18 protein-coding genes and 1 tRNA gene are annotated in these 20,594 nt (G+C 73.7%); 15 read left to right on the plus strand and 4 right to left on the minus strand.

Translation table 11 applies throughout. The annotated features are described in order from the left end of the window. Positions 1-18: 18 nt before the first annotated feature. Complete coding sequence (locus WMF24_RS40565) at positions 19-429, plus strand: hypothetical protein (protein WP_437732828.1); 411 nt, start codon at positions 19-21, stop codon at positions 427-429. A gap of 38 nt (positions 430-467) precedes the next feature. Further along, positions 468-884 carry a DCC1-like thiol-disulfide oxidoreductase family protein gene (locus tag WMF24_RS40570; protein ID WP_437732829.1) on the plus strand — a complete coding sequence of 139 codons (417 nt, stop codon included), beginning with the start codon at positions 468-470 and terminating at the stop codon, positions 882-884. Between the two features lie 30 nt (positions 885-914). Here WMF24_RS40570 and metG read toward each other — a convergent pair whose 3' ends face one another. Beyond that, positions 915-3,011, minus strand: coding sequence for a methionine--tRNA ligase (metG, locus tag WMF24_RS40575; RefSeq protein WP_437732830.1), 2,097 nt, complete (start codon positions 3,009-3,011; stop codon positions 915-917). Between the two features lie 204 nt (positions 3,012-3,215). Here metG and WMF24_RS40580 point away from each other — a divergent pair, with 204 nt between their 5' ends. The 3 genes from WMF24_RS40580 to WMF24_RS40590 all read left to right on the plus strand — a co-directional run bounded on the left by WMF24_RS40580 (position 3,216) and on the right by WMF24_RS40590 (position 6,362). Continuing rightward, positions 3,216-3,827, plus strand: coding sequence for a Dps family protein (locus tag WMF24_RS40580; RefSeq protein ID WP_437732831.1), 612 nt, complete (start codon positions 3,216-3,218; stop codon positions 3,825-3,827). A gap of 208 nt (positions 3,828-4,035) precedes the next feature. Continuing rightward, positions 4,036-5,334 (plus strand): phytoene desaturase family protein, encoded by a 1,299-nt coding sequence (locus WMF24_RS40585; RefSeq protein WP_437732832.1) that lies wholly within the window; start codon positions 4,036-4,038, stop codon positions 5,332-5,334. A gap of 20 nt (positions 5,335-5,354) precedes the next feature. Further along, on the plus strand, positions 5,355-6,362 hold the full coding sequence (locus WMF24_RS40590) for a sigma-70 family RNA polymerase sigma factor (RefSeq protein ID WP_437732833.1): 1,008 nt from the start codon (positions 5,355-5,357) through the stop codon (positions 6,360-6,362). Between the two features lie 256 nt (positions 6,363-6,618). Here the strand turns inward: WMF24_RS40590 and WMF24_RS40595 are convergent, their stop codons facing one another. After that, positions 6,619-6,951, minus strand: a complete 333-nt coding sequence (locus WMF24_RS40595) for a polyhydroxyalkanoic acid system family protein (RefSeq protein WP_437732834.1) — start codon at positions 6,949-6,951, stop codon at positions 6,619-6,621. A 319-nt stretch (positions 6,952-7,270) separates the two neighbouring features. Here WMF24_RS40595 and WMF24_RS40600 point away from each other — a divergent pair, with 319 nt between their 5' ends. The 9 genes from WMF24_RS40600 to WMF24_RS40640 all read left to right on the plus strand — a co-directional run bounded on the left by WMF24_RS40600 (position 7,271) and on the right by WMF24_RS40640 (position 17,347). Beyond that, positions 7,271-8,311 (plus strand): hypothetical protein, encoded by a 1,041-nt coding sequence (locus WMF24_RS40600; protein ID WP_437732835.1) that lies wholly within the window; start codon positions 7,271-7,273, stop codon positions 8,309-8,311. A 177-nt stretch (positions 8,312-8,488) separates the two neighbouring features. After that, a complete protein-coding gene (rseP, locus tag WMF24_RS40605; RefSeq protein ID WP_437732836.1) occupies positions 8,489-10,159 on the plus strand; it encodes an RIP metalloprotease RseP in 1,671 nt (556 codons plus the stop codon). Further along, positions 10,152-11,726 (plus strand): RsmB/NOP family class I SAM-dependent RNA methyltransferase, encoded by a 1,575-nt coding sequence (locus tag WMF24_RS40610; protein ID WP_437732837.1) that lies wholly within the window; start codon positions 10,152-10,154, stop codon positions 11,724-11,726. The genes rseP and WMF24_RS40610 overlap by 8 nt, the downstream gene beginning before the upstream one ends. A 754-nt stretch (positions 11,727-12,480) precedes the next feature. Further along, the gene (locus tag WMF24_RS40615; RefSeq protein WP_437732838.1) at positions 12,481-12,786 is read left to right on the plus strand and encodes a hypothetical protein; all 306 of its coding nucleotides are present in this window, start codon (positions 12,481-12,483) and stop codon (positions 12,784-12,786) included. Beyond that, a complete protein-coding gene (locus WMF24_RS40620; protein WP_437732839.1) occupies positions 12,783-14,081 on the plus strand; it encodes a hypothetical protein in 1,299 nt (432 codons plus the stop codon). The genes WMF24_RS40615 and WMF24_RS40620 overlap by 4 nt, the downstream gene beginning before the upstream one ends. 336 nt (positions 14,082-14,417) lie before the next feature. Further along, positions 14,418-15,719, plus strand: coding sequence for a hypothetical protein (locus WMF24_RS40625; protein WP_437732840.1), 1,302 nt, complete (start codon positions 14,418-14,420; stop codon positions 15,717-15,719). 40 nt (positions 15,720-15,759) lie between these two features. Continuing rightward, positions 15,760-15,833, plus strand: a tRNA-Gln gene (locus WMF24_RS40630). 381 nt (positions 15,834-16,214) lie between these two features. Next, positions 16,215-16,844, plus strand: a complete 630-nt coding sequence (locus WMF24_RS40635; protein WP_437732841.1) for a sigma-70 family RNA polymerase sigma factor — start codon at positions 16,215-16,217, stop codon at positions 16,842-16,844. Next, positions 16,841-17,347, plus strand: coding sequence for a hypothetical protein (locus tag WMF24_RS40640; RefSeq protein ID WP_437732842.1), 507 nt, complete (start codon positions 16,841-16,843; stop codon positions 17,345-17,347). Before WMF24_RS40635 ends, WMF24_RS40640 begins: the two co-directional genes overlap by 4 nt. A 186-nt stretch (positions 17,348-17,533) precedes the next feature. Here the strand turns inward: WMF24_RS40640 and WMF24_RS40645 are convergent, their stop codons facing one another. Together WMF24_RS40645 and WMF24_RS40650 are read right to left on the minus strand one after the other, a co-directional pair. Continuing rightward, positions 17,534-18,307: a Stp1/IreP family PP2C-type Ser/Thr phosphatase gene (locus tag WMF24_RS40645; protein WP_061612734.1), complete on the minus strand. Its 774-nt coding sequence runs from the start codon at positions 18,305-18,307 to the stop codon at positions 17,534-17,536. Between the two features lie 170 nt (positions 18,308-18,477). Beyond that, complete coding sequence (locus WMF24_RS40650; RefSeq protein WP_437732843.1) at positions 18,478-19,710, minus strand: S1C family serine protease; 1,233 nt, start codon at positions 19,708-19,710, stop codon at positions 18,478-18,480. A 266-nt stretch (positions 19,711-19,976) separates the two neighbouring features. Here WMF24_RS40650 and WMF24_RS40655 point away from each other — a divergent pair, with 266 nt between their 5' ends. Further along, positions 19,977-20,591: an RNA polymerase sigma factor gene (locus WMF24_RS40655; protein WP_437732844.1), complete on the plus strand. Its 615-nt coding sequence runs from the start codon at positions 19,977-19,979 to the stop codon at positions 20,589-20,591. Positions 20,592-20,594 lie beyond the last annotated feature (3 nt).

Below are 20,594 nucleotides of genomic sequence, written 5' to 3' on the forward strand. Positions count from 1 at the left end.
GTGCCGAGGAGACGATTCATGGAAAGCACCTTCGAGGGCTACATCATCGCGGTATACGGGGCCTATGCGGCCATCAGCGTCGGACTGACGATCTGGATCGCGCGCACGCTGTTCAAGAACGGAGCGGTGTTCCTGGAGGACGTGTTCGCGGAAAATCCGAGGATGGCCGAGGCCGTCAACCGGCTGCTCGTCGTGGGCTTCTACCTGGTGAACCTGGGGTATGCGTCGCTCATCCTGAAGGCGGAGCGCTCGACGACGGTGGCGGGCGGGATCGAGGTGCTGTCGTCGAAGCTGGGGCTGCTCTTGCTCTCGCTGGCCGGCATGCACTTCATGAATCTCTACGTGTTCCACCGCATCCGCCGCCGCGCGAAGCTCGCGGTGCTGCCGCCGCCGGTCGCGCCGCAGATGAGGCTGGAGGCGAGCGCGTAGCGAGGGAGGGCCTGCCCCCGTTCACGAGGAGAAGAGCCATGATCAAGCGGATCACCGTCCTCTATGACTCGACCTGCGCGCTGTGCGTGAGATGCCGCCAGTGGATGGGGAGCCAGGCCGCGCTCGTCGAGATCGAGTTCCTGCCCGCGGGGTCGCGCGAGGCGGCGGCGCGGTTCGGGGCCGTGCCCTGGCTCGGTGAGGACCTCGTTGTCGTCAGCGATCGCGGCGAGGTCTGGGCCGGCCCGGCGGCCTTCATCGTGGCGCTCTGGGCCCTCGAGCGCTACCGCGAGTGGTCGTATCGGCTGAGCGGCGACACGCTGTCGAAGGTGGCAGAGCGCTTCTTCCACGCGCTGTCGGGCAACAGGAAGTGGATCGCGGGCTGGTTCGGACACCCGTCGTGCGCGGGCGGATCTTGCAAGCTGCCGGGCGCGCCGGCGGCGGGGCCGTTTCGCTGAGGAGAGGTTGCGCTCAGGATCGGCAACCGCTCAGTGCACCCGCATCCCCGGCTTCGCACCCGAGTCCGGCGAGAGCAGGTGAACCGTCTCGTCGCCCGCCGCGAGCACCATCCCCTCGCTCAGGCCGAACTTCATCTTCCGCGGCGCCAGGTTCGCGCACACGATGACGAGCCTCCCGATGAGGTCCTCCGGCTTGTAATACGCCTTGATCCCGGCGAACACCGTCCTTCGCGCCTCGCCGCCGAGCGACACGGTCAGCTTGAGCAGCTTCTTCGCCTCGGGCACGTGCTCCGCCGCGACGATGCGCGCCACGCGCAGGTCGACCTTGCCGAAGTCGTCGATCGTGCACTCCGGCGCCAGCGGCTCCTTCGCGAGCGCCGCGCCGTCGTCCTCGGCCGCGCCCCCGCCCGCCCCCTGCGCCGCCGCGCCCGCGCCTTCCGCCGCGCTCGCCGTCGCAGCCGCCGCGCCCGCGCCGCCCGGCGCCGCCGCCTCGTCGGCAGGGCGGCTCTCCGCGATCATCTTCTCCACCGCTCCCGGATCAACCCGCTTCATGAGGTGCTCATACGCGGCCACGGGCGTCCCCACAAGCGGCGTCTTCGCGAGCGCCCACCGGTCCATCGGGCAGCCGAGCAGCCGCCCGACGTCCTCGGCGAGCTTCGGCACCACCGGCGCCAGGTAGATCACGATCTGCCGGAACAGGTTCAGCGCCACCGTGCACACGGCCTGCACCTCCGCCTTCCTGTCCGGCTGCTTCGCCAGCGCCCACGGCTGCATCCGGTCGACATACTCGTTCGCCCGGTCCGCCAGCGCGATGATGAGCCGCGACGCCCGCGCGTAGTCGAACGCCTCGTACGCCGCCCCGATCGCGTCCCCCTCCGCCGCCGCCGCCGCGAACAGACCCCCGTCGTCCGGGTAGTCCGCCGAGAGCCCCGCCTGCGCCACGAAGCGCGACGACCGGCTCGCCAGGTTCACGACCTTGTTCACGAGCTCGGCGTTCACCTTGTTCACGAGCTCGTCCAGGTTCAGGTCGATGTCGTCGACCTTCGAGCTCAGCTTGCTCGCGTAGTAATAACGAAGGTACGCCGGGTCGAGGTGCTTCAGGTACGTCGAGGCGAGCACGAACGTGCCCTTGCTCTTCGACATCTTCTCTCCGTTCACCGTGAGGAACCCGTGCACCTGCACGCGCGACGGCAGCGAGAAGCGCGCGGCCCGCAGCATCGCCGGCCAGAAGAGCGTGTGAAAATAAACGATATCCTTCCCGATGACATGGACGATCTCCGTCTCCTCGGATCGCCACCAGTCGTCGAACGCCTCGCCGTGCTGGTCGCACCACTCCTTGCTTGAGGCCATGTACCCGATCGGCGCGTCGAACCAGACATACCAGTAGTTCCCGGGCGCGTCGGGGATCTCGAAGCCGAAATAGGGCGCGGGGCGCGACACGTCCCAGTCGCGCAGCGGCTCGGACAGGAAGTGGCCCGCGAGGTAGTTCGCGATCTCCTTCGGCATCCGCCCCTCGCCCTGCGTCCAGGTCGCCAGGAACGGCCGCTCCGGCTCGATGGCCACCATGAGGTGCTGCGCGCTCCGCACCTCGGGCCGCGCGCCCGTCAGCGCGCTCCTCGGCTCGACAAGGTCGGTCGCGGCGTACGTCGAGCCGCACCGATCGCAGCTGTCGCCGTACTGGTCCGGCGCGGCGCACTTCGGGCACGTGCCCTTGACGAAGCGGTCCGCCAGGAACATGCCCTCCTGCGGATCGAAGAGCTGCGTGACCTCCTTCGTCGTCACCATGCCGCGCTCGCGCAGCGACGCCCAGATCTCCTCGCACAGCGCGCGGTTCGCGGGGGAGTTCGTGCTGCCGTAGTGGTCGAACTCGATCTGGAACGCCGCAAAGTCGCGCTGGTGCGCCGCGCTCATGTCGGCGATGACGTCGGCCTCGCTCCGCCCCTCCTGTCGCGCGCGGATCATGATGGCCGTGCCGTGGGTGTCGTCGGCGCAGAGGTAAATGCACCTCCGCCCGGTCATCCGCCAGTAACGGGCAAAGATGTCCGTCTGCGTGTACTCGACGAGGTGGCCGATGTGGATGTGCCCGTTGGCGTAGGGCAGCGCGCTGGTGAGCAGGAGCCGTTTCATGCTGCGCTGGACTTTGCCCGAAATCCCGGCCGGAGGCGAGCGGCCGATGGGCCCGCGCGCGCTCTCCAGGGACGCGCGCTCTCCAGAAACGCGCGCGGATCGAGCGGTCCCCGGCCGCGCGCGGCGCGACGCCGGACGTGCGGCCATGGACGGAGCGGGCTCAGGCTCTAGATACGCAATGAACCGATCGACGCGGAGGGGATCATGGCAGCAAGGGGCCGGCAGCGGCAGCGTGGCAGGGACGGAGAAGCGCGGACGCTGGAGGCCCAGCCCGTCCTCCGCCAGCGAGGCAAGGAGATCCAGCCTTTCGGGACGCTCGTGGAATATCCGCTGGCGCTCGACGCGAAGGCGCGCGCGGAGAGCATCAAGGTGCTCAATCAGATCCTGTCGGACACGATCGTCCTGCGCGACATGTACAAGAAGCACCACTGGCAGGTCTCCGGGGCGACCTTCTTCCAGCTCCACCTGCTCTTCGACAAGCACTTCAAGGAGCAAACCGCGCTGATCGACCTGCTCGGCGAGCGGGTGCAGATGCTCGGCGGCGTCGCGATCGCCATGGCGCACGACGTCGCCGAGATGACGAAGGTCGAGCGGCCCCCCCGCGGCCGCGAGCAGGTGCCCGCCCAGCTCTCGCGCCTGCTCGACGCGCACGAGGTCATCCTCCGGGAGACGCGCGAGGCGGTGAAGCTCACCACCGGCAACCACGACGACGGCACCGCCGACCTGCTCATGAGCGATGTCCTCCGCACCCACGAGATGCAGGTGTGGTTCCTGTCCGAGCACCTCGTCGACACGCCGCTCGTCCGCGCCACCTGAACGCCGGCGCGCCGGTCGCCCGCGCCAGCCGCTCGTCCGCGCCACCGGAACGCCGCCGCGCCGTTCTCCTCCTCCCCTCCCCCTCCCTCCTCTCCTCCTCTCCTGCTCCGTTCCGTCCGGCCCTCGGCGCCCGCTCCGAAAAATCGACAGGGCGCACGTAACCTTTCCGGGCCCCCGATCGTGGTACCGCCAGGAAAGGGGACATGTGATGAGCACTACAAAAGACGTGGTGGTGATCGGCGGCGGCCTCGCGGGGCTCGCCGCGGCGACGTACCTGGGCCGGGCGGGGCGGTCCGTCGCCCTCGTCGAGAAGGCGCACGCGCCGGGCGGCCGCGCCGTCACGCAGCAGAGCCACGGCTTCTCGCTCAACCTCGGCGCCCACGCGCTCTACCGCGGGAGCGCCGCCGAGGAGGTGCTCCGCGAGCTCGGCGTCCGCTTCACCGGCGCCCCGCCGCCCGCGTCGGGCGCGCTCGCGCTCGACCGCGGCGCCCTTCACACGATGCCCTCCGGCGCCCTCTCGCTCCTCACGACGGGCCTCCTCGGCGTCGCCGCCAAGATCGAGATGATCCGCGTCCTCGGCAGCCTCGCGGCGATGCGCCCCGCGCCGCTCGCGTCGGTCCCCGTCTCGACCTGGCTCCGCGACGCCTTCCGGACCCCCGAGGTGCGCCGCCTCGTCGGCACGCTCGTCCGGCTGACGACCTACTGCGCCGACGCCGACCGCCAGAGCGCCGGCGCGGCGCTCGCCCAGATCCAGCTCGCGTTCAGCCAGGGCGTGCTCTACCTCGACGGCGGCTGGCAGACCCTCGTCGACGGCCTGCGCGACGCCGCCGCGGCGGCCGGCGTGCAGCTCCTCACCGGCGTGCGCGCGAAGCAGATCGCCGTCGAGGGCGGCGCCGTCTCCTTCGTCGAGCTCGCGGACGGCGACCGCCTCGGCGCCGGCGCCGTCGTCGTCGCCGCGAGCCCGCGCGCCGCGGCCTCGCTCGTGCCCGGGAGCCCGGCCCTCGCCGCGTACGCCGAGCGCGCCGTCCCGGTCCGCGCCGCGTGCCTCGACCTCGCGCTGTCGAGCGTCCCCCGCCCGCAGCTCCGCGTCGTGCTCGGCGTCGACCGGCCCCTCTACCTGGCGCTCCACTCGGCGTCCGCGCGCCTCGCCCCCGAGGGCGGCGCCGTGTTCCACGCCGTCCAGTACGGCCCCGAGCTCGCCGGCCGCGACCCCGAGCGCGAGCTCGAGGACCTGCTCGACCGCGCGCAGCCGGGATACCGCGGCGCGATCGTCGAGCGCCGCTTCCTCCCCTCGCTCGTCGTCTCGAACGCCGTCGTCGCCGCCGAGGGGGGCGGCGCCGCGGGGCGCCCGGGCGTCCGCGTCCCGGAGATCGAGGGGCTCTTCCTCGCGGGCGACTGGGTCGGCCCGACGGGCATGCTGGCCGACGCGAGCCTCGCCAGCGCGCGCGACGCCGCCGGCGCCCTGCTGGCGCGGACCGCGCGCCGGGCGCTCGACCGCGCGGCGTGACGGGGTTACCCGGGCACTCCATGCGCTCCGCGGGCTCCCCCTCCACGGCCTCCTCCGCCCCGCGCGCGGCGCCCGCCGCGCCGGCGCCGCCCCTCGCGGGCTTCCTCGCCGCGAGCTACCGCGAGCACGAGCGATTCCTCTGGGCGCTGTCGTACCGGCTCACCGGCAGCGCCGCCGACGCGGACGACATCGTGCAGGAGACGTTCGTGCGCGCGCTGGAGCACCCGCCCGCGCGCACGGACGAGCCCGTCCGCCCGTGGCTCGCGCGCGTCGCGCTCAACCTCGGCCGCGACGCCCTCCGGCGCCGCAAGCGCCGCGCCTACGACGGCCCGTGGCTCCCCTCGCCCATCGAGACCGAGCCCGAGCCGCCGTCGTTCGAGATCCCGGGCAGGGACGGCACCGAGGGCCGCTACGATCTCCTGGAGAGCGCGTCGTTCGCCTTCCTCATCGCGCTCGAGGCGCTCACCCCGCAGCAGCGCGCCGTGCTCCTGCTCCGCGACGTCTTCGACTACTCGGTGCAGGAGACCGCCGACGCGCTCGGCCTGTCCGAGGCCAGCGTGAAGACGACGCACCACCGCGCCCGCCGCGCCCTCGAGCCGTACGACCGCGAGCGCTGCCGCCCCTCGCCCGAGCTCGTCGAGCGGTCGGGCGCGGCGCTCGTGCGCTTCCTGCAGACGCTGGCGACGCAGGACGTCTCCGCGATCGAGGCGCTGCTCAGCGAGGACGTCCGCGTCGTCAACGACGCGAACGGCGAGTTCAAGGCGGCGCGCCGGATCGTCGTCGGGGCGAACCGGGCCGCGCGGCTGTTCGCCGGCCTGCTGCGATGGGAGGGCGGCGGCGCGCTCGGCCACGAGCTCCGCCTGGTCAACGGCCTCCCCGCGATCGTCATCGAGCGCGTGCCCGGCCTGCCCGGCGCGGCGCCGCGCTACGTCCTGCGCTGCGACATCGACGCGCACGGGCGCATCACGGCGATCCACGTCGTGCTCGCCTCGGAGAAGCTGACCGCCGTGAGGCCGCTCGCCCCGTGACGGGGCGCCCCGAGCGGGGGCCTGACATCCACGCACCGTCGTCCACGACGCGTCCACGACGCATCGACGACCTGGCCCTCCACGCGATGTCGGCTGGACATCGGCTGGAGGTCAATGCGCGGCGAGGCAGCCCTCTGCCGGCCGAGCACTTGAGTGAGCCACGCTGCGGGGCGCGCTTCGGCCGGCGAAGTTGATACTGTGTTGCAGGAACATAGCGCGGTGCGGCGCGGCTGTCCACGCCGGAAGAGCCCGCTCGTCAGGTGGCTTTGCCTCCGCCCTGGGCGCGTTCCTTGTGCGCCTCTTCGATGAAGTGGCGGACCTCCTTGTCGATGGCCGCGAGCGCGACGCCCTTGAAGGGGCGCAGGAGGAACGGCACGTCGAGATCGACGTCCACGGCGCCGGGGCGGAGCTCCATGCTGCCTTTCAGCTTGACCCCCTTCACAGAGAAGCCGAGCTCCGCGCGCTTCTCGTCGCGCCACACGAGGAAGGGCTCGTACTCGGCATAACGTTGCCGGTACTGCGCGATCGCTCGCTCGGTCGCCACCTTCGCCTCGCCGTCGTTCAGGTCGTGCTCAATCGTGTGCTTCATGATGAGACCTCGCAGTTCGTATCAGGGCACATCGCGAGAACCGGCCAGGGGAACGTCCGCGCCGGAGTCGTCCGCGCCCGAGGCGTGCGCTCGGCGCGCGGCCCGGGCGCGGCGCCCGACCGATTTCCATCGTGAGATAACACGGAACCGCTGGCCACGCGGCCCAGGACGGCCACTGACCCACTTCTGCGCTCTGTGACATTTCGCCACGAGGCGGAATTGCCGTGCTTTGTGGGCTCCTGCGCACGGCGCGCCGGGCTCACCCGGGCGCTGCGCGATGGGCCGGGCGGGAGGCACCGCGGATGCAAAGCGCTCTCGCATGCGTGTGCGACGCGCTCGTCCCGGAGATCTCCTGAGGCTCGCGGCCGCAGCGGCCCTGCTGCTCGGCGCCGGCGGGTGCGCGCTGCCGACGCGGATCACCTCGGTGGACGAGGAGGTGGCCCGCGTCCAGACGCCGGCGGCGATCGACGAGGGGCTCGGCAAGCTGGAGGAGGCCGAGACCCAGCGGCGCATCGAGCGCCTCCTCGCGAGCGCCGACGTGCGGGCCGCGCAGCGGCAGCTCGTCGCCGGGCTGATCGACGGGACGCTCGCCTCGCTGAGCGAGGCGGACCGCGCCGCGCGCGTCAACGAGCTCACCGCGGAGTACATGCGCGGCGTCGTGCGGAGCGCGATGAACGGAGCGCTCGGCGAGGAGAGCCGGCGCGACCTCCAGCGCATGACGGGATCGCTCGTGGAGGCGAGCGTCAGGCAGCTCCGGGAGAGCCTGGACGAGGCCGACCTCGGCCCGGCGATGTCGTCCGCGCTGCGGGAGCAGCTCGGCCCGGCGCTCCAGGTGGTGATCGCGGAGGACCTGGGGCCGGGGATGACCGCGCTGCTCGGCAGCGAGGATTTCCAGCGCGCGCTGGGCGCCACGGCGCGGGTCATCGGCCGCGAGATGGTGGCCGGCGCGAACGACGCGCTCACGGAGGTGCAGCAGCGGAGCGGCGGGCCGCAGGGCGAGTCGATGCTCTCGCGCGTCGGCGACCTGGCGGACGAGGGGGCGCAGCTCGTCCGCGCGATCCCGTGGATCCTCGGCGCGATCGCCGTCGCGCTCGCGATCTGGGTGACGGCGCTGCTCGTGCAGCGGAAGCGCTACCGCGCCGAGACCGAGCGGCGCGCGCGGGCGCGCCTGCTGCTGGAGGCGCTGGAGGCGTCCGAGGGCAAGCCATGGTCGGACGAGCTCCTGGCCGCGCTCGAGGACCGCTTCCACGACGAGGACGACGCCGCGCTGGAGCTCCGCCGCGCCCGGCATCGGGTCCTCCGGGCGCGCGCCCGCGCGAACGGCGCGGACGGCGGCCGGCCGATGCCGCCGCTCACCTGAGCGGGCAGCGAGCCGACGCTGCGCTCACCCGAGCGGGCAGCGAGCCGACGCTGCGCTCACCCGAGCGGGCAGCGAGCCGACGCTGCCGCTCGCCCGAGCGCGTCACCGGGCCCGTCGCCGATCGGCGCAGTGGCCAGTGGCCACCGCGCCCGGCCTCGCGTAAAGACAGGCCCCGCCGTGGACCTCCTGTATTTCGCGCTGCTCTGCTCCGTGCTCATCTTCGTGCACGAGCTCGGCCACTTCGTGTGCGCGAAGATCTTCGGCGTGAAGGTCCTCACCTTCTCGATCGGCTTCGGCCCCCGGGTGCTGCGCCTGCGGGGCCGTGAGACGGAGTACTGCATCGCCCTCCTGCCCCTCGGCGGCTTCGTGAAGATGCTCGAGGAGAACCGGCAGGAGGCGGTGCTCCCCGAGGATCGAAAGCGCACCTTCGAGTCCCAGGCGCTCTGGAAGCGCGTGATCATCGTCATGGCCGGCCCGGCGATGAACGTGCTCTTCCCGGTGCTCCTCTACTTCGCGGTCTTCATCGGCGAGACCCGCTTCGTGCCGCCGACGGTCGGCGTCGTCCTCCCGGGGCACCCGGCCGAGGGCCGCCTCGTCCCGGGCGATCGCATCCTCGAGGTGGACGGCGAGCGCGTCAGCACCTTCGCCGAGCTCCACCGCATCGTGGCCAAGAGCCCGAACCAGGAGCTCCGGCTCAAGGTGTTCCGCAACAAGGAGCACGTCGAGGTCACGGTCGTCCCGGAGGAGAAGCTCGTCCACAAGCCGCTCGAGATCGTCGACCGGGTGGGCGAGATCGGCATCAAGCCGAGCCGCCCCGCCGCCGTGGTCGGCGTCTCGCGGCCCGACTCCCCCGCGTTCCGCGCCGGTCTGCGCACGTTCGACGTGGTGACGGAGGTGCGCGGCACGCCGGTGAAGACGTTCGCCGACCTGGAGCAAGCGCTCGAGGAGAGCCGCGGCGCCACGGTGCCGGTCACGTACCTGCGGCCGATCCCGGTGTCGCGCGCGCTCGGCGGGCTGGCCGAGCTCGCCGTCTACGAGTCGGGCGTCGCCGCGCTGACCCCGGAGACGGGCAACGGCGACCTGCTCGCGCGGACGGGCATCGAGCCGGCGGATCTCTACGTCGCCGAGGTGCCCGAGGGCTCGGCCGAGTGGGACGCCGAGCTCCGGCCGGGCGATCGCATCACCGAGGTCGACGGCGTCGAGGTCACCGCCTGGTCGACGTTCGTGGAGCTGCTGTTCGCGGCGCCCGACCGGCCGCACGTCATCACGTGGCAGCGGTCGGGCCAGCGCAAGAGCGGCACCATCGAGCTCCGCCGCGAGGACTGGATCGACGAGTACGGCCAGCACCGCCCGCGCTTTTACCTGCGCGCCACGAACTGGTCGCCCATGGTGGCCGAGCCTTACGTCGACAGCCCGTCCGCCTTCAAGTTCGCGCTGGAGAGCGCGATCGACGAGACGTACGACGTCATCCGGTTCATCGTTGTCGGGATCGTCCGCATCATGGAGGGCAAGGTCAGCATCTCCACGCTGGGCGGCCCCATCACGGTGTACGACGTGATCGGCGAGGAGGGCGCGAAGGGGGTCAGCTATTTCGTCTGGGCGATGGCGGTGATCTCGATCAACCTTGGGCTCATCAACCTGCTGCCCATTCCCGTGCTCGACGGCGGACACCTCCTGTTCTTCACGTTCGAGGCCGTGCTGCGGCGCCCGCTGCCGCTGCGCGTCCGCGAGATCGCGAGCCTCGTCGGGCTGATGGTGCTCATCGGCCTGATGGGCATCGCCTTCAAGAACGACGTCGAGCGCCGCTGGGATGTGATCCAGGGGCAATTCAAGGAGCTCGTTGGCTGACCGGGCGAAGGGCGGCAGGGGCGGCGCAGGCGGCGCCACGGGTGGCGCAGGCGGCGCCACGGGTGGCGCGGGCGGCGCCAGCGGCGGCGCGGGCGGCCCCACGGGCGGCGCCGCGCCGCGGCCGCGGGAGAGCGCGCCGCGCGCCGTCGCGGCCCGCGTTCTCGCGCGGGTGTGGGGCTCGGACGCGTTCGCCTCGGCGGCCCTCGACGCCGAGCTGCGCCGCGCGCCGGCCCTGGACCCGCGGGATGTCGGCCTGACGACCGAGCTCGTCTACGGCGTCCTTCGCGCGCAGGGGGCGCTCGAGGCGCGCATCGCCGAGCTCGCGACGAAGGGCCGCTGGACAACCGACCCGCTCGTGCGCGCCCACGTGCTCATGGGCGCGTACTCGCTCTGCTTCCTCGACCGGGTCCCGCCGTTCGCGGCCGTCTCGGAGGCGGTGGACGGCGCCCAGGCGGCGGGCGGTCCGCGCGTCGGCGCGTTCGCGAACGCGGTGCTGCGCAAGCTCGCGGCCTCGGTGGAGTCCGGCGGCCGCCCGCCGCTCACGGACGCCGTCGTGGCGTCGGCGCCGGGGTGGCTCCGGGGCGCCCTGCGCCGCTCGCTCGGCCGCGCCTCGGCCGAGGCCTTCCTGTCGGCCGGCCCGGTGCCGCCGCCGACCGGCCTGTGCCTCGCGCCCGGCGAGGACCGCGACGCCTGGCTCGAGGCGCTGCGGGCCGCCGCGCCCTCCGCGACCTTCGAGGCGGGCCGCGTCTCGCCGCGCGCGATCGTCGCGCGCGGCGCGGGCGACCTCCGGCGGCTGCCCGGCTTCGGCGCCGCGTGGATCGGCCAGGAGGAGGGCGCGCAGGCGCTCGCGCTCGCGCTCGGCGCGCGGCCCGGCGAGCGGGTGCTCGACGCGTGCGCCGGCCGGGGCAACAAGTCGTGGCTCCTGTCGCGCGCGGTGCTCCCCGGCGGCGCGGTGGACGCGGCGGATCTGTACCCCGCGAAGCTCTCGCAGCTCCGCGCGGCGCTGAGCGCGCCGCCGGCGAGCTCGGAGAGCGCGGGCGCGGAGGCCGGCGCGCTTCCGGGCGATGCGCTGGCCGGCGACGCGCCGGCGGGCGCCGGCGGCGGGCTGGAGCGGGCGGCGGCGTTCGTCCGGGAGACGTACGCCGTCGACTGGACGGTGGGCGCGGGCGACGTCCCCGAAGGGTACGACCGGGTGCTCGTCGACGCCCCCTGCTCCGGGGTCGGCACGCTGCGGCGGCGCCCCGAGATCGCGCTCCGGCGCGAGGCGGACGACCTCCCGCGCCTCGCCGACCTGCAGGTCGCGATCGCGCGCCGCGCCGCGACGCGGGCCCGGGACGGCGGCCGGCTCGTGTTCGCCGTGTGCAGCGTGCTGCGCGAGGAGTGCGAGGCCGTGGCGGCGCGGCTCGCGGCCCCGGCGGACGACGACCTCGGCGTCCGCCTGGAGCCGGCGCCGTTCGACGTGGAGATCGCGCGGGAGCTCGCGGCCGGCGGCGATGCGTTCCGGCTGCTGCCGCACGTGCACGGCACGGACGGGTACTTCGCGGCCATGTTCGTCGTGCGGCGGTGACGGCGCGCGCGCCCGGCGCCCGCCGCGGCCTGGCGATGCGGCGGGAGGTGTCTTTCCGTCAGCCCTCGTCAGGCGCGGAGGACGGTGACCCGGCGGCCCGACGGGGTGAGCGCCTCCTCGAAGCGGGTGCACGACTCGGGATCTGCGCCGGGGCGCCGGTCGAAGATCACGGCCACGCCTGTGTCGAGAGATAGCCTGTCGAGGTACGCGTCGAGCTGGGTGAGCGCCTTCGGCAGCGGGTCTTTCTCGCCGGCCCGCCAGACCTTGAGCTCGATGGCCTCCCGCTGCCATGCGCGCTGTGTGCCTTGCAGTCCCGCACGTCCCGCAGGCCGCAGAGGACGACGGACGCGGGGAAATGGTCCGGGCGGCAGGGACCGGCCGTGTTGAAGCGGCGGCTCATGCGGCGAGCGTGGCGGCCGCCGCGCCGGAGGGCAAGAGGCTCGCCGGGGATTCGCGTGGCGCCCCTGGGTGTGCTCGGCGGCCGGGATCGACCCCTCCGCGTGAAGCGAGCTGGTGGAGCAACGCTCCCTGAATTAACCGGTTAAGATCAACGCCAGGGGCAAAGCCATCTGAGCATCGCCCGCGGCGCTCGCTCCGAGGACGCCGGCCGAGCGCGCCGGAACGGCGGCGCTGCCCGGCGACGCCCCGACCAGCGGGTCATTCCAGCAGCGACGTCCGATCCCGTGGTGAGGGCGTCGCGGGCCGCTCCGCCGCTGTACCGTGCCGCGCGCGTGTGAGAGGATCGATCTCGCCCATGAAGAGGATCAAGCTCAAGCTCCACAGCGACGAGTACCACCTCAGCGCGGTCGGCTACCTGTTCGAGGACCCCCCACCGGACGCGGATCCGGCTGGCGTGAGGCCGTTCTCGATCCGCAACACGGTGTTTCCCGAGTTCGATCTGGAGCCCGGCAACTACGTGTTCCGCTTCAGGGTCCGGAACGGCAGCGGCAAGTTCCAGATCTTCGCCATCGACCCCAAGACGAACCAGAGCACGCGCGCGGAATACGACACGTCGAACGGCGCCGAGCACCTCACCTTCAAGTTCACGGTGACGCCATGACACGATCGCTGCTGCTCCTGCCCACCGCCGCGCTGCTCTCGCTCTCGCTGGCCGCGCCCGCGCTCGCCCAGAGCGCGCCGCCGCCTTCGGATCCCGCGCCGCCGGGCCCTCCGCCCGCCGCGCCCGTCCCGCCCGCCCCCACCGCGCCCGTCCCGCCCGCCGCCGCGCCCGCTCCGCCCGTCGCCCCGCCGCCCGACGCCGGCGCGCCAGCGCCCGCGCCGCCGGGCCGCGCCATCCTGCCGGTCGCGCCGGGCGCTTCGAACGCTCCGGGTGCTCCGATTGCCCCGATTGCGCCCGCCGCAGACGCCCCCATCTCGCCGGCGGCCACGGGCCGCGAGCTCGTCTATCTCGTCCCAGCCGAGGTCACGGGCGCCTCCGGCGGCGCGGCGCTCGCGCGGGTCGGCTTCGGTGTGCTGGCCGGGTTCGGCGAGGTGACCGATCCGACGGCCTGGGACGTGAGCGCCGTGATCGACGCCGAGGTGGCGACCGAGAACGGGCTGGCCACGCTGATCGGCCTCTCGGGCGCCGACGAGACGGCCCAGGGGCCCATCGGCAGCCTGCGCCTGTCCGCGTCGTTCGCGCGGCTCGACTTCGAGGGCGAGGGCAGCTCGGCACATCCGCCGCTGATCCTCTACGTCGGCGGCAAGGTCGGCCGCACGCGGTTCAGCTACCTCGGCCCCGGCCCCGAGCGGCGCGACGAGAGCCTGCCGCCCACGTTCGTGCCGCGCGAGCTCATCGCCGTGCCCTGGAGCGTCGGCGCGGCGGCGGTCTACGTCGGCGAGGGCGGGAAGAGGCTCGCGCCGACCCTCGAGGGGCAGATCGCGTTCGACTCGCGCTGGACCGCGTCGACCGACACGCTCGAGTGGTGCGAGCCCGTCGGCGACGTCGTGCGCGGCGTCGATCCGGTCACCCAGTCCACGGAGCACGCCCCGGCGAACCGCTGCCGACGCGAGGTGCTCGGCGCGCCGGTGAAGAGCCAGGAGCTCACGATCGCGGCGCACGCCGGGCTCGTCGACAAGGTGGCCGACGCCACGTTCCGCGCGGCGATCGGCGCGCGGGTCGCCGTCGCGCTCAACGACGAGGCGCCCGCCGACGTGGGCATCAACGTGCGCGCGCCGGTCCACGTGACGCTGACGCGCGCGCCGGAAGGGACGAAGTACCGCGGTCTCATCCGGCTGATGCCGGCGCTCAGCGTGATCCGGCGCTCGACCGGCGAGACGGACATCGGCGGCATGCTCGAGATCAGCTTCCTCGGGCAGCGCGCGATCTTCTCCGACAATTACACCGACCTCTGAGCGCAGGCCCGGCCTGCGGCGCAGCCCGCGCAGCACGACGCCGGGTCGCCGCTCGCGCAGCCGACGCGCCCGCCGCAGCCGACGCGACCACCGCAGCCGACGCGCCCGCCGCAGCCGACGCGCCCGCCGCAGCCGACGCGCCCGCCGCAGCCGACGCGGCCACCGCAGCCGACGCGGCCACCGCAGCAAACGCGCCCGCCGGCCGGGCTCGGCGTCCGGCGCCGGCCCGGCACTTTCTTGGCCCACCGCGCCAGCATCCGCTACCGACGCACGAGAGCAGCGGTGGTGCACCCGGAAGTTTCGGAGGGATCGCCGCGGCTCGCGAGGGAGACAGCGATGGGCCCGAGCGCGGCGTACAAGGTGGAGGGGCTTTGCGACGGGGTGCCGGCGCCGAGCGGCGTGGAGGGGCGGAAGCAGGGGCAGCTCAGCCTCTGCAGCGCCCCCACGATGCCGTTCAGCTCGGACACCGGCAGCGTGGACGAGCCGACGGAGTCGAGGCCCTGGTGTGTCGACCACGGCGACTGGCTCGAGGCGATGAGCACGGTCGCGCTGTGGCGCGCGCTCGAGGTCGGAGAGCTCCCGCACAGCACGCGCGTGTGGCGCGAGGGCCTCGAGTGCTGGACGCCCGCCGGCGAGGTGAAGGCGCTCGGCTGGACGATCTCCCAGCCGCCCCCGCGCGACGAGGCGCCCGCCGTCTCCGCCGCGGGCGAGGGGCCCGAGTCCACCGGCCCGCTCAGCTTCGCGCTGACGCCCGACGACCTCAGGTCCGTCGCGCCCCGCGTCCACCAGGGCGGCCCCGCGGGGGCCGGCGGCCAGGGCGCGGACCTCTTCGCGCTCGGCCCGTTCCCGCCCGCCGAGCCCGCAGCGCAGCACGAGCCCCTCGCGCCGCCGATCTCCCTCGAGATCCCGTCCTGCTTTCCGGCGATCCCGTCGTCGGCGCCCGACACACTCCCGAGCGCCGGGGCCCCGAGGCCCGGCGCCGCGCAGCCCGGGCTGGCGCGCGACGCGGCGCAGGCGGCGCGCGGGCGGGCGTCGGGCACCTTGTCGCGGCTCGCGCGGCGCGCCCGCGCTTCCCGGAGCGCTGTCTCGCTGGCGGCCGGCAGCGCGGCCGTCGTGCTCGCGCTGGGCCTCTCGGTGCTGAACGCGCTCGGCCCCGCGCGCGCGCCCGCGGCGGCCGCGGCCCCGCCGGCGGCGCACCGCGGCGTGGCCCAGGGCGTCGCGGCGGCCGCCGCCCAGGCCGCCCACCCAGTCCCGGAGCACGCCGCGGCCCTCCCCGGCCGCGCCGGTCTCCCCGCCCCCGCCGGCCGTCCCGCCGCCGGCGTCCCCGCCGGCGCGGCCCTCCCCGCCGGCGCGGCCCTCCCCGCCGGCGCCGCCGGCCATCCCGCCGCCGCGGCCCAGACGACGTCCACGCTCGAGGGCGCGGCCTCGGCCGGGGGCGCCGGCGCGCCCGCGTCGCCGCTCCACCGCGCGGGGAAGGCTCCGGCGGCCGGCGCGAAGCCGGTGCCCGGGGGTCGCCGAGAGCGCGGGCAGTTCCGCCTGCGGCGAGGTCGTTCCGATCCGGACACCGCGCGCGGCATCCGCTACCCGAGCCGCGGACCCGGCTCATGGACGGGTGCCATCGAGCGCGACTCGCGCTAAGGTGCGCGCCGCGCGGCGGTCAGCTCCGATCCCGCGGCACTCCGGCGTCGTTCAAGGGCAGGACGGGGGACTTTGAATCCCCTAATCGTGGTTCGAATCCACGCGCCGGAACCAACGAGCGCCCGCGCTCTCTGAGAGGGATCGTGGCGGGCGGTCTCCATCGAGCGCACAGGGGGGCGACCGGCGCGGTCGCGCCGCGTCGCGGCCGCGGCGTGCGCCGCTGCCGGCTCGCTATTGTCTGGCGCGGTCGCGCCGGGGTTGTTTACCGTGGTCTCACCGAGGGCTCTGCGCCTGCCGCGCGGCGGGGGCGAGGCCCTGCATCCTGGAGGACCGGACGGCGTGGCGAGCGATGAAGGGGACGACCGCGAGCGCGGCGTACCGGCCCATGCAGATGCGGACCGCGGGCGCGGCGCTCCGATCCGCGCTGACGGGGACCGCGGGCGCGGCGCTCCGATCCGCGCCGACGGGGACCGCGGGCGCGGCGCTCCGATCCGCGTGGACGTCGAGCCCGAGCGGGAGCTCGACGCGGCCGAGGCCCAGTTCATCGCGCGGCTCGTCGCGCGCGACGAGAACGCGTTCAACGAGCTCGTCGTCATGTACGAGCGCCGCGTGTTCGCGCTCGTCTACCGCATGCTCGGCCGGCGTGACGAGGCCGAGGACCTGTCCCAGGAAGTCTTCGTGCAGGTCTTCAAGGCGATCGATCAGTTCCGCGGCGAGTCGAAGCTCTCGACCTGGATCTACCGCATCGCCGTGAATCTCTGTAAGAACCGGACGAAGTACCTCTCGCGCCGCCACGCCGGCGCCCAGGACGACGTCGACGCCATGGTCGAGCGGGTGCCGCTGTCGGCCGCCAAGGGCGTGAGCGTCGGCGACGTGAGCCGCCCCGACGAGCTCGTGGAGGGGATGCAGCTCGAGGCGGTCGTGAAGCGCGCGATCGGGCAGCTCGATCCCGAGTTCCGGGAGGCGCTGATCCTGCGCGACGTCGAGGACATGTCCTACGAGGAGATCGCCTCCGTGACGGGGCTGCCGGACGGGACGGTGAAGAGCCGCATCCATCGCGCGCGCGGGCAGCTCCGCGCGCTTGTCGAGAAGGTGATGGGCGAGAAGGTGAGGGGCGGGAAATGAGCGGATCGGACGACCCCAGGCGCGCGGGGCAAGCCGAGGACCCGGCCGCATCCGGCGTGGAGAGCGGCAGCCGTCCCACGACGCCGCCCCAGGATCGACCGCGCGACGCCGCCGCGCCCTCGCGCGACGCCGCCGCGCCGCCGCGCGACGCCGCCGCGCCGCCGCGCGACGCCGCCGCGCCGCCGCGCGATCTGCCCGACGACGGCGATCTGCCCGACGACGGCGACCTGCCCGACGACGGCGACCTGCCGCTCGTCGACGAGGTCGATCTGCGCGAGCTGGTCCGCGGCGCCATGCGTGCGCCCCCCGCGACCCCGCCGAGCCTGCTCCGCGGCGTGCAGCAGCGGATCCGCACGCGCTCGCGTGGAAAGTTCTACGGCGACGGCTGGAGCACCGCGCGCTCGCCGCGATCGACCTACCTGATGACGAGCCTGTTCATGCTCGCGCTCATCGCCTTCGTCTTCCTCGTCCTGGTCCCCTGGAGCGGCGGCGCCCTCCCCTGAGCGGCGATCACGCAGGAGCGGTGCTCTCTCGGAAGCGGCGCTCCCCCAGGAGCGGCGGTCGCCGAGCGGCGGTCACCCGCACAGGAGACGGGCCCAGATCGGCGTTTTCGGCGCGCAGGCGTACTCCGGTACGCCGAGCACCGAAAACGTCGAGGTGGGCCCGTCTCCGAAGCGGGTGCCCGTCGCTCACTGTGTCCAGCGGACGAGGACGCAGGTCACGTTGTCGGGGCCGCCGTTCTCGTTCGCGCGCTCGATCAGCTTCGAGGTCGCGACCTGGATGTCCTGGTGGTCCGACAGGATCTGGGCCATCTCGTGGTCGCTCACCGGACCGGAGAGCCCGTCCGAGCAGAGCACGTAGAGGTCGTTCAGCTGCGGCACCTCGAAGCGGGTGTCGACCTTGACGGTGTCCTTCATGCCGAGCGCGCGCACGATCACGTTCTTGTGCGGGAAGTTCGCGATCTCCTCCGGCGTGAGGCGCTTCATCTTGATGTAGTCGTTGAGCAGCGAGTGGTCCTCGGTGAGCATCTCGAGCCGGCCCTCGCGGAAGCGGTAGACGCGGCTGTCGCCGACGTGCGCGACGTAGACGCCATCGTTCGCCGTGAAGATGCCGACGAACGTCGTCCCCATCCCCCGCTTCTTCGCCTCGCGCTGCGCCGTCTCGTAGATACGCAGGTTCGCGAGCTTGATGCCCGTGATCAGCCGGTTCTCTTCATAGCCCTTGGACCGGTCCATCTTGTAGGGCCAGGTCCGCTCCGGGTCGTCCTGCGTCTGCGCGAAGAAGTCCTGCATCGCGTCGACAGCCATCTTCGACGCGACCTCGCCGGACGCATGCCCCCCCATCCCATCGGCGACCATGAAGAGGCCGTACTCCACCATGATGCCGAAGTTGTCCTCGTTGTGGTTGCGCTTGCGCCCGACGTTCGTCTCGCCGGCCACCTCGATTCGAAACGTTTGGGACACGGATCACCCGATCGAAGGCCCCGCGCGAGGCGCAGGGCTGTATGAGAACCGCGAGCGCGCCAGACGAGCCGCTCAGGCCGATCCTGGAGGTTTGGTTGACGGAGTGTCAACCGGATCGCGCCCGGTCGCCGAGCTTATAGAATCCCCGCGCGGGCCCCCACATTTTTCGCTTACTTGCGGTACTCTTCCGTGGCTTTACCGCTCGAGCTCGGCGGCGGGAGCTCGGCCTCGCGCGCGGGCTTCTTCGCCGCGGCGGCCTTCGGATCCGGCGCGGCGCGCAGCTGCACCGCGACCTGCCGGTACTTCCCGCCGCTGAGAAGGAGCAGCGGGACCTTCTCGCCGACCGCGTGCGTGCGGATCGCGTCGGCGAGCGCCTCGGGGCTGGTGACGGGCACGCCGTCGACGGCGAGGATCATGTCGCTCGTGGCGCGATCGCCGCCCTGCAAGCGGGCCTCGTCCGCGGGGCTCTCGGGGTGGACCACCGTGACCCGGACCCCCTTGGCGACCGGCGTGGCCTCGCTCACCCCCTGGATCCCGAGCCACGCCGCCGGCTGGACCGCCGTCGGCGGCACCGCGCGAAGGAACGTCCGGATCGCGCCGATCGGCGCGCCGAAGGCGACCGGCGTGCAGGGCTTGCCCTCGTTCGGGGCGCAGCCGCGGCCGAGGATCGCGACGACCCGGCCGTCCTCGTCGATGATCGGCGCGCCGAGGTCGAGCGGCGAGACGCGCGACCCGAGCTCGAGCGCGTCGTCGAGCGGCCGGTCGTCGCCGCCGATCAGCGTCTTGCGCGACCGCAGGACGAGCGGGACGGCAGCGACCTTGCCGCGCGCCGCCGAGAACGAGCGGATCTGCGCGTCCTCGCGCACCGGATCGCGCGACGAGGCGGTGAGCCCCTCGGCCCACCGGCCGGTCTGCGGCACGAGCAGCGCGAGGTCCCACACGCGGTCGTGGTGACCGAGCTTCACCCGCACGGTGGTCCCGTCGGCGAGGCGCGCCGACAGATCGTTGCCCGCGCCGAGCGGCGAGAGCGCCGTGAGGATGCGCCCGTCGCCCGCGAGCACCGCGCCGAGCCCGAGCACCTGCCCGCCGCGCTCGATGACCGCCACGCCGCGCGCGGCGCGCTCCTCGACCGGGCGCTCGGCCTTGCCCTTCTCCTTCTCGGTCGGCCCCCTCTTCTGATCCGCGTCCGCGGGGGCCGCCTTGCGGTCCTTCACGCCCACGTCGGCGCGCGCCGGGATCACCTTCCGGCGCGCCTTCGAGGCGGGCGGCGGGGCCTCGGCCTCCGCCTCCTCGGCTTCCGCTTCCTCTTCCGGCGCGTCCTGCGCGCGCGCCGCGGGCGACGAGAGCGCGCCCGCGACGGACAGGGCGAGGGCGAACGCGAGCGACCGTCTCCATCGCTTCACACGCGAGGTGTCAACGGGCGCTCTCGGTCCGGCGTCTCCGGGCGCGGGGGCCTTCGCGAGCACAGACGGGCTTGTCTCATTCATGGGCGCGGCTCCTGAGGCGACTGCCGATTCTGGTGCGGCTGGGATCGCATTGCAAAAGGCAAAGGTCGGACCGGCCTGTACTGTGGGATCGGGCACCGGAGTCCGCCGGGGGGCGGGGGGCGAAGAAGAAATCCGGTCACGAAATCGGGGGACGCGGACACATGGCCGGCGATGAGGCAGCGATGGCAGCGGGGTTAGCGCTCGCGAGGTCGGGGGACGACGCGCGGACGGCGGACGACGCGCGGGCGGGGGGCGACGCGCGGGCCGACGAGGCGCGGGCGATCGAGGGGCTGATCGGGGCAGGCGACTTCCGCGAAGCGCTGTCGCGGTGCGCCAAGGCGTACGCCATGCCGCTCGGCCGGCTGTGCATGGCGTTCACGGGGTCGCAGGCCGAGAGCGAGGAGCTCGTGCAGGAGACGCTGCTCGCGGCGCTCGACGCGTTCCCCCAGTACCGCGCCGACGGGAGCGTGCGGGCCTGGCTCTTCGGGATCGCGCGGCGGATCTGCGGGCGCCACGCGGAGCTCAAGGCGCGTCGGGAGGCGCGGCTGCGCCTCGTGCACGACACCCGGCCGCGGCCCGACGCGAGCGAGATCGCGCTGGAGCGGGAGCGGGCCGAGCGCGCCCGCGCGGCCCTCGCGCGGCTCAAGCCGAGCGAGCGCGAGGCGGTGGTGCTGCGGTTCGAGGCGGGCCTCTCTTTCAAGGAGGTGGCCATCGCGTGCGGGATCGACGAGGCGACGGCGCGCAAGCGCGTCAGCCGCGCGCTCGGGCGGCTCAGGGCCGAGCTGGGCGAGGAGTGAGGG

The sequence above is a fragment of the Sorangium sp. So ce1335 genome, assembly GCF_051521615.1.
Lineage (GTDB): Bacteria > Myxococcota_A > Polyangia > Polyangiales > Polyangiaceae > Sorangium.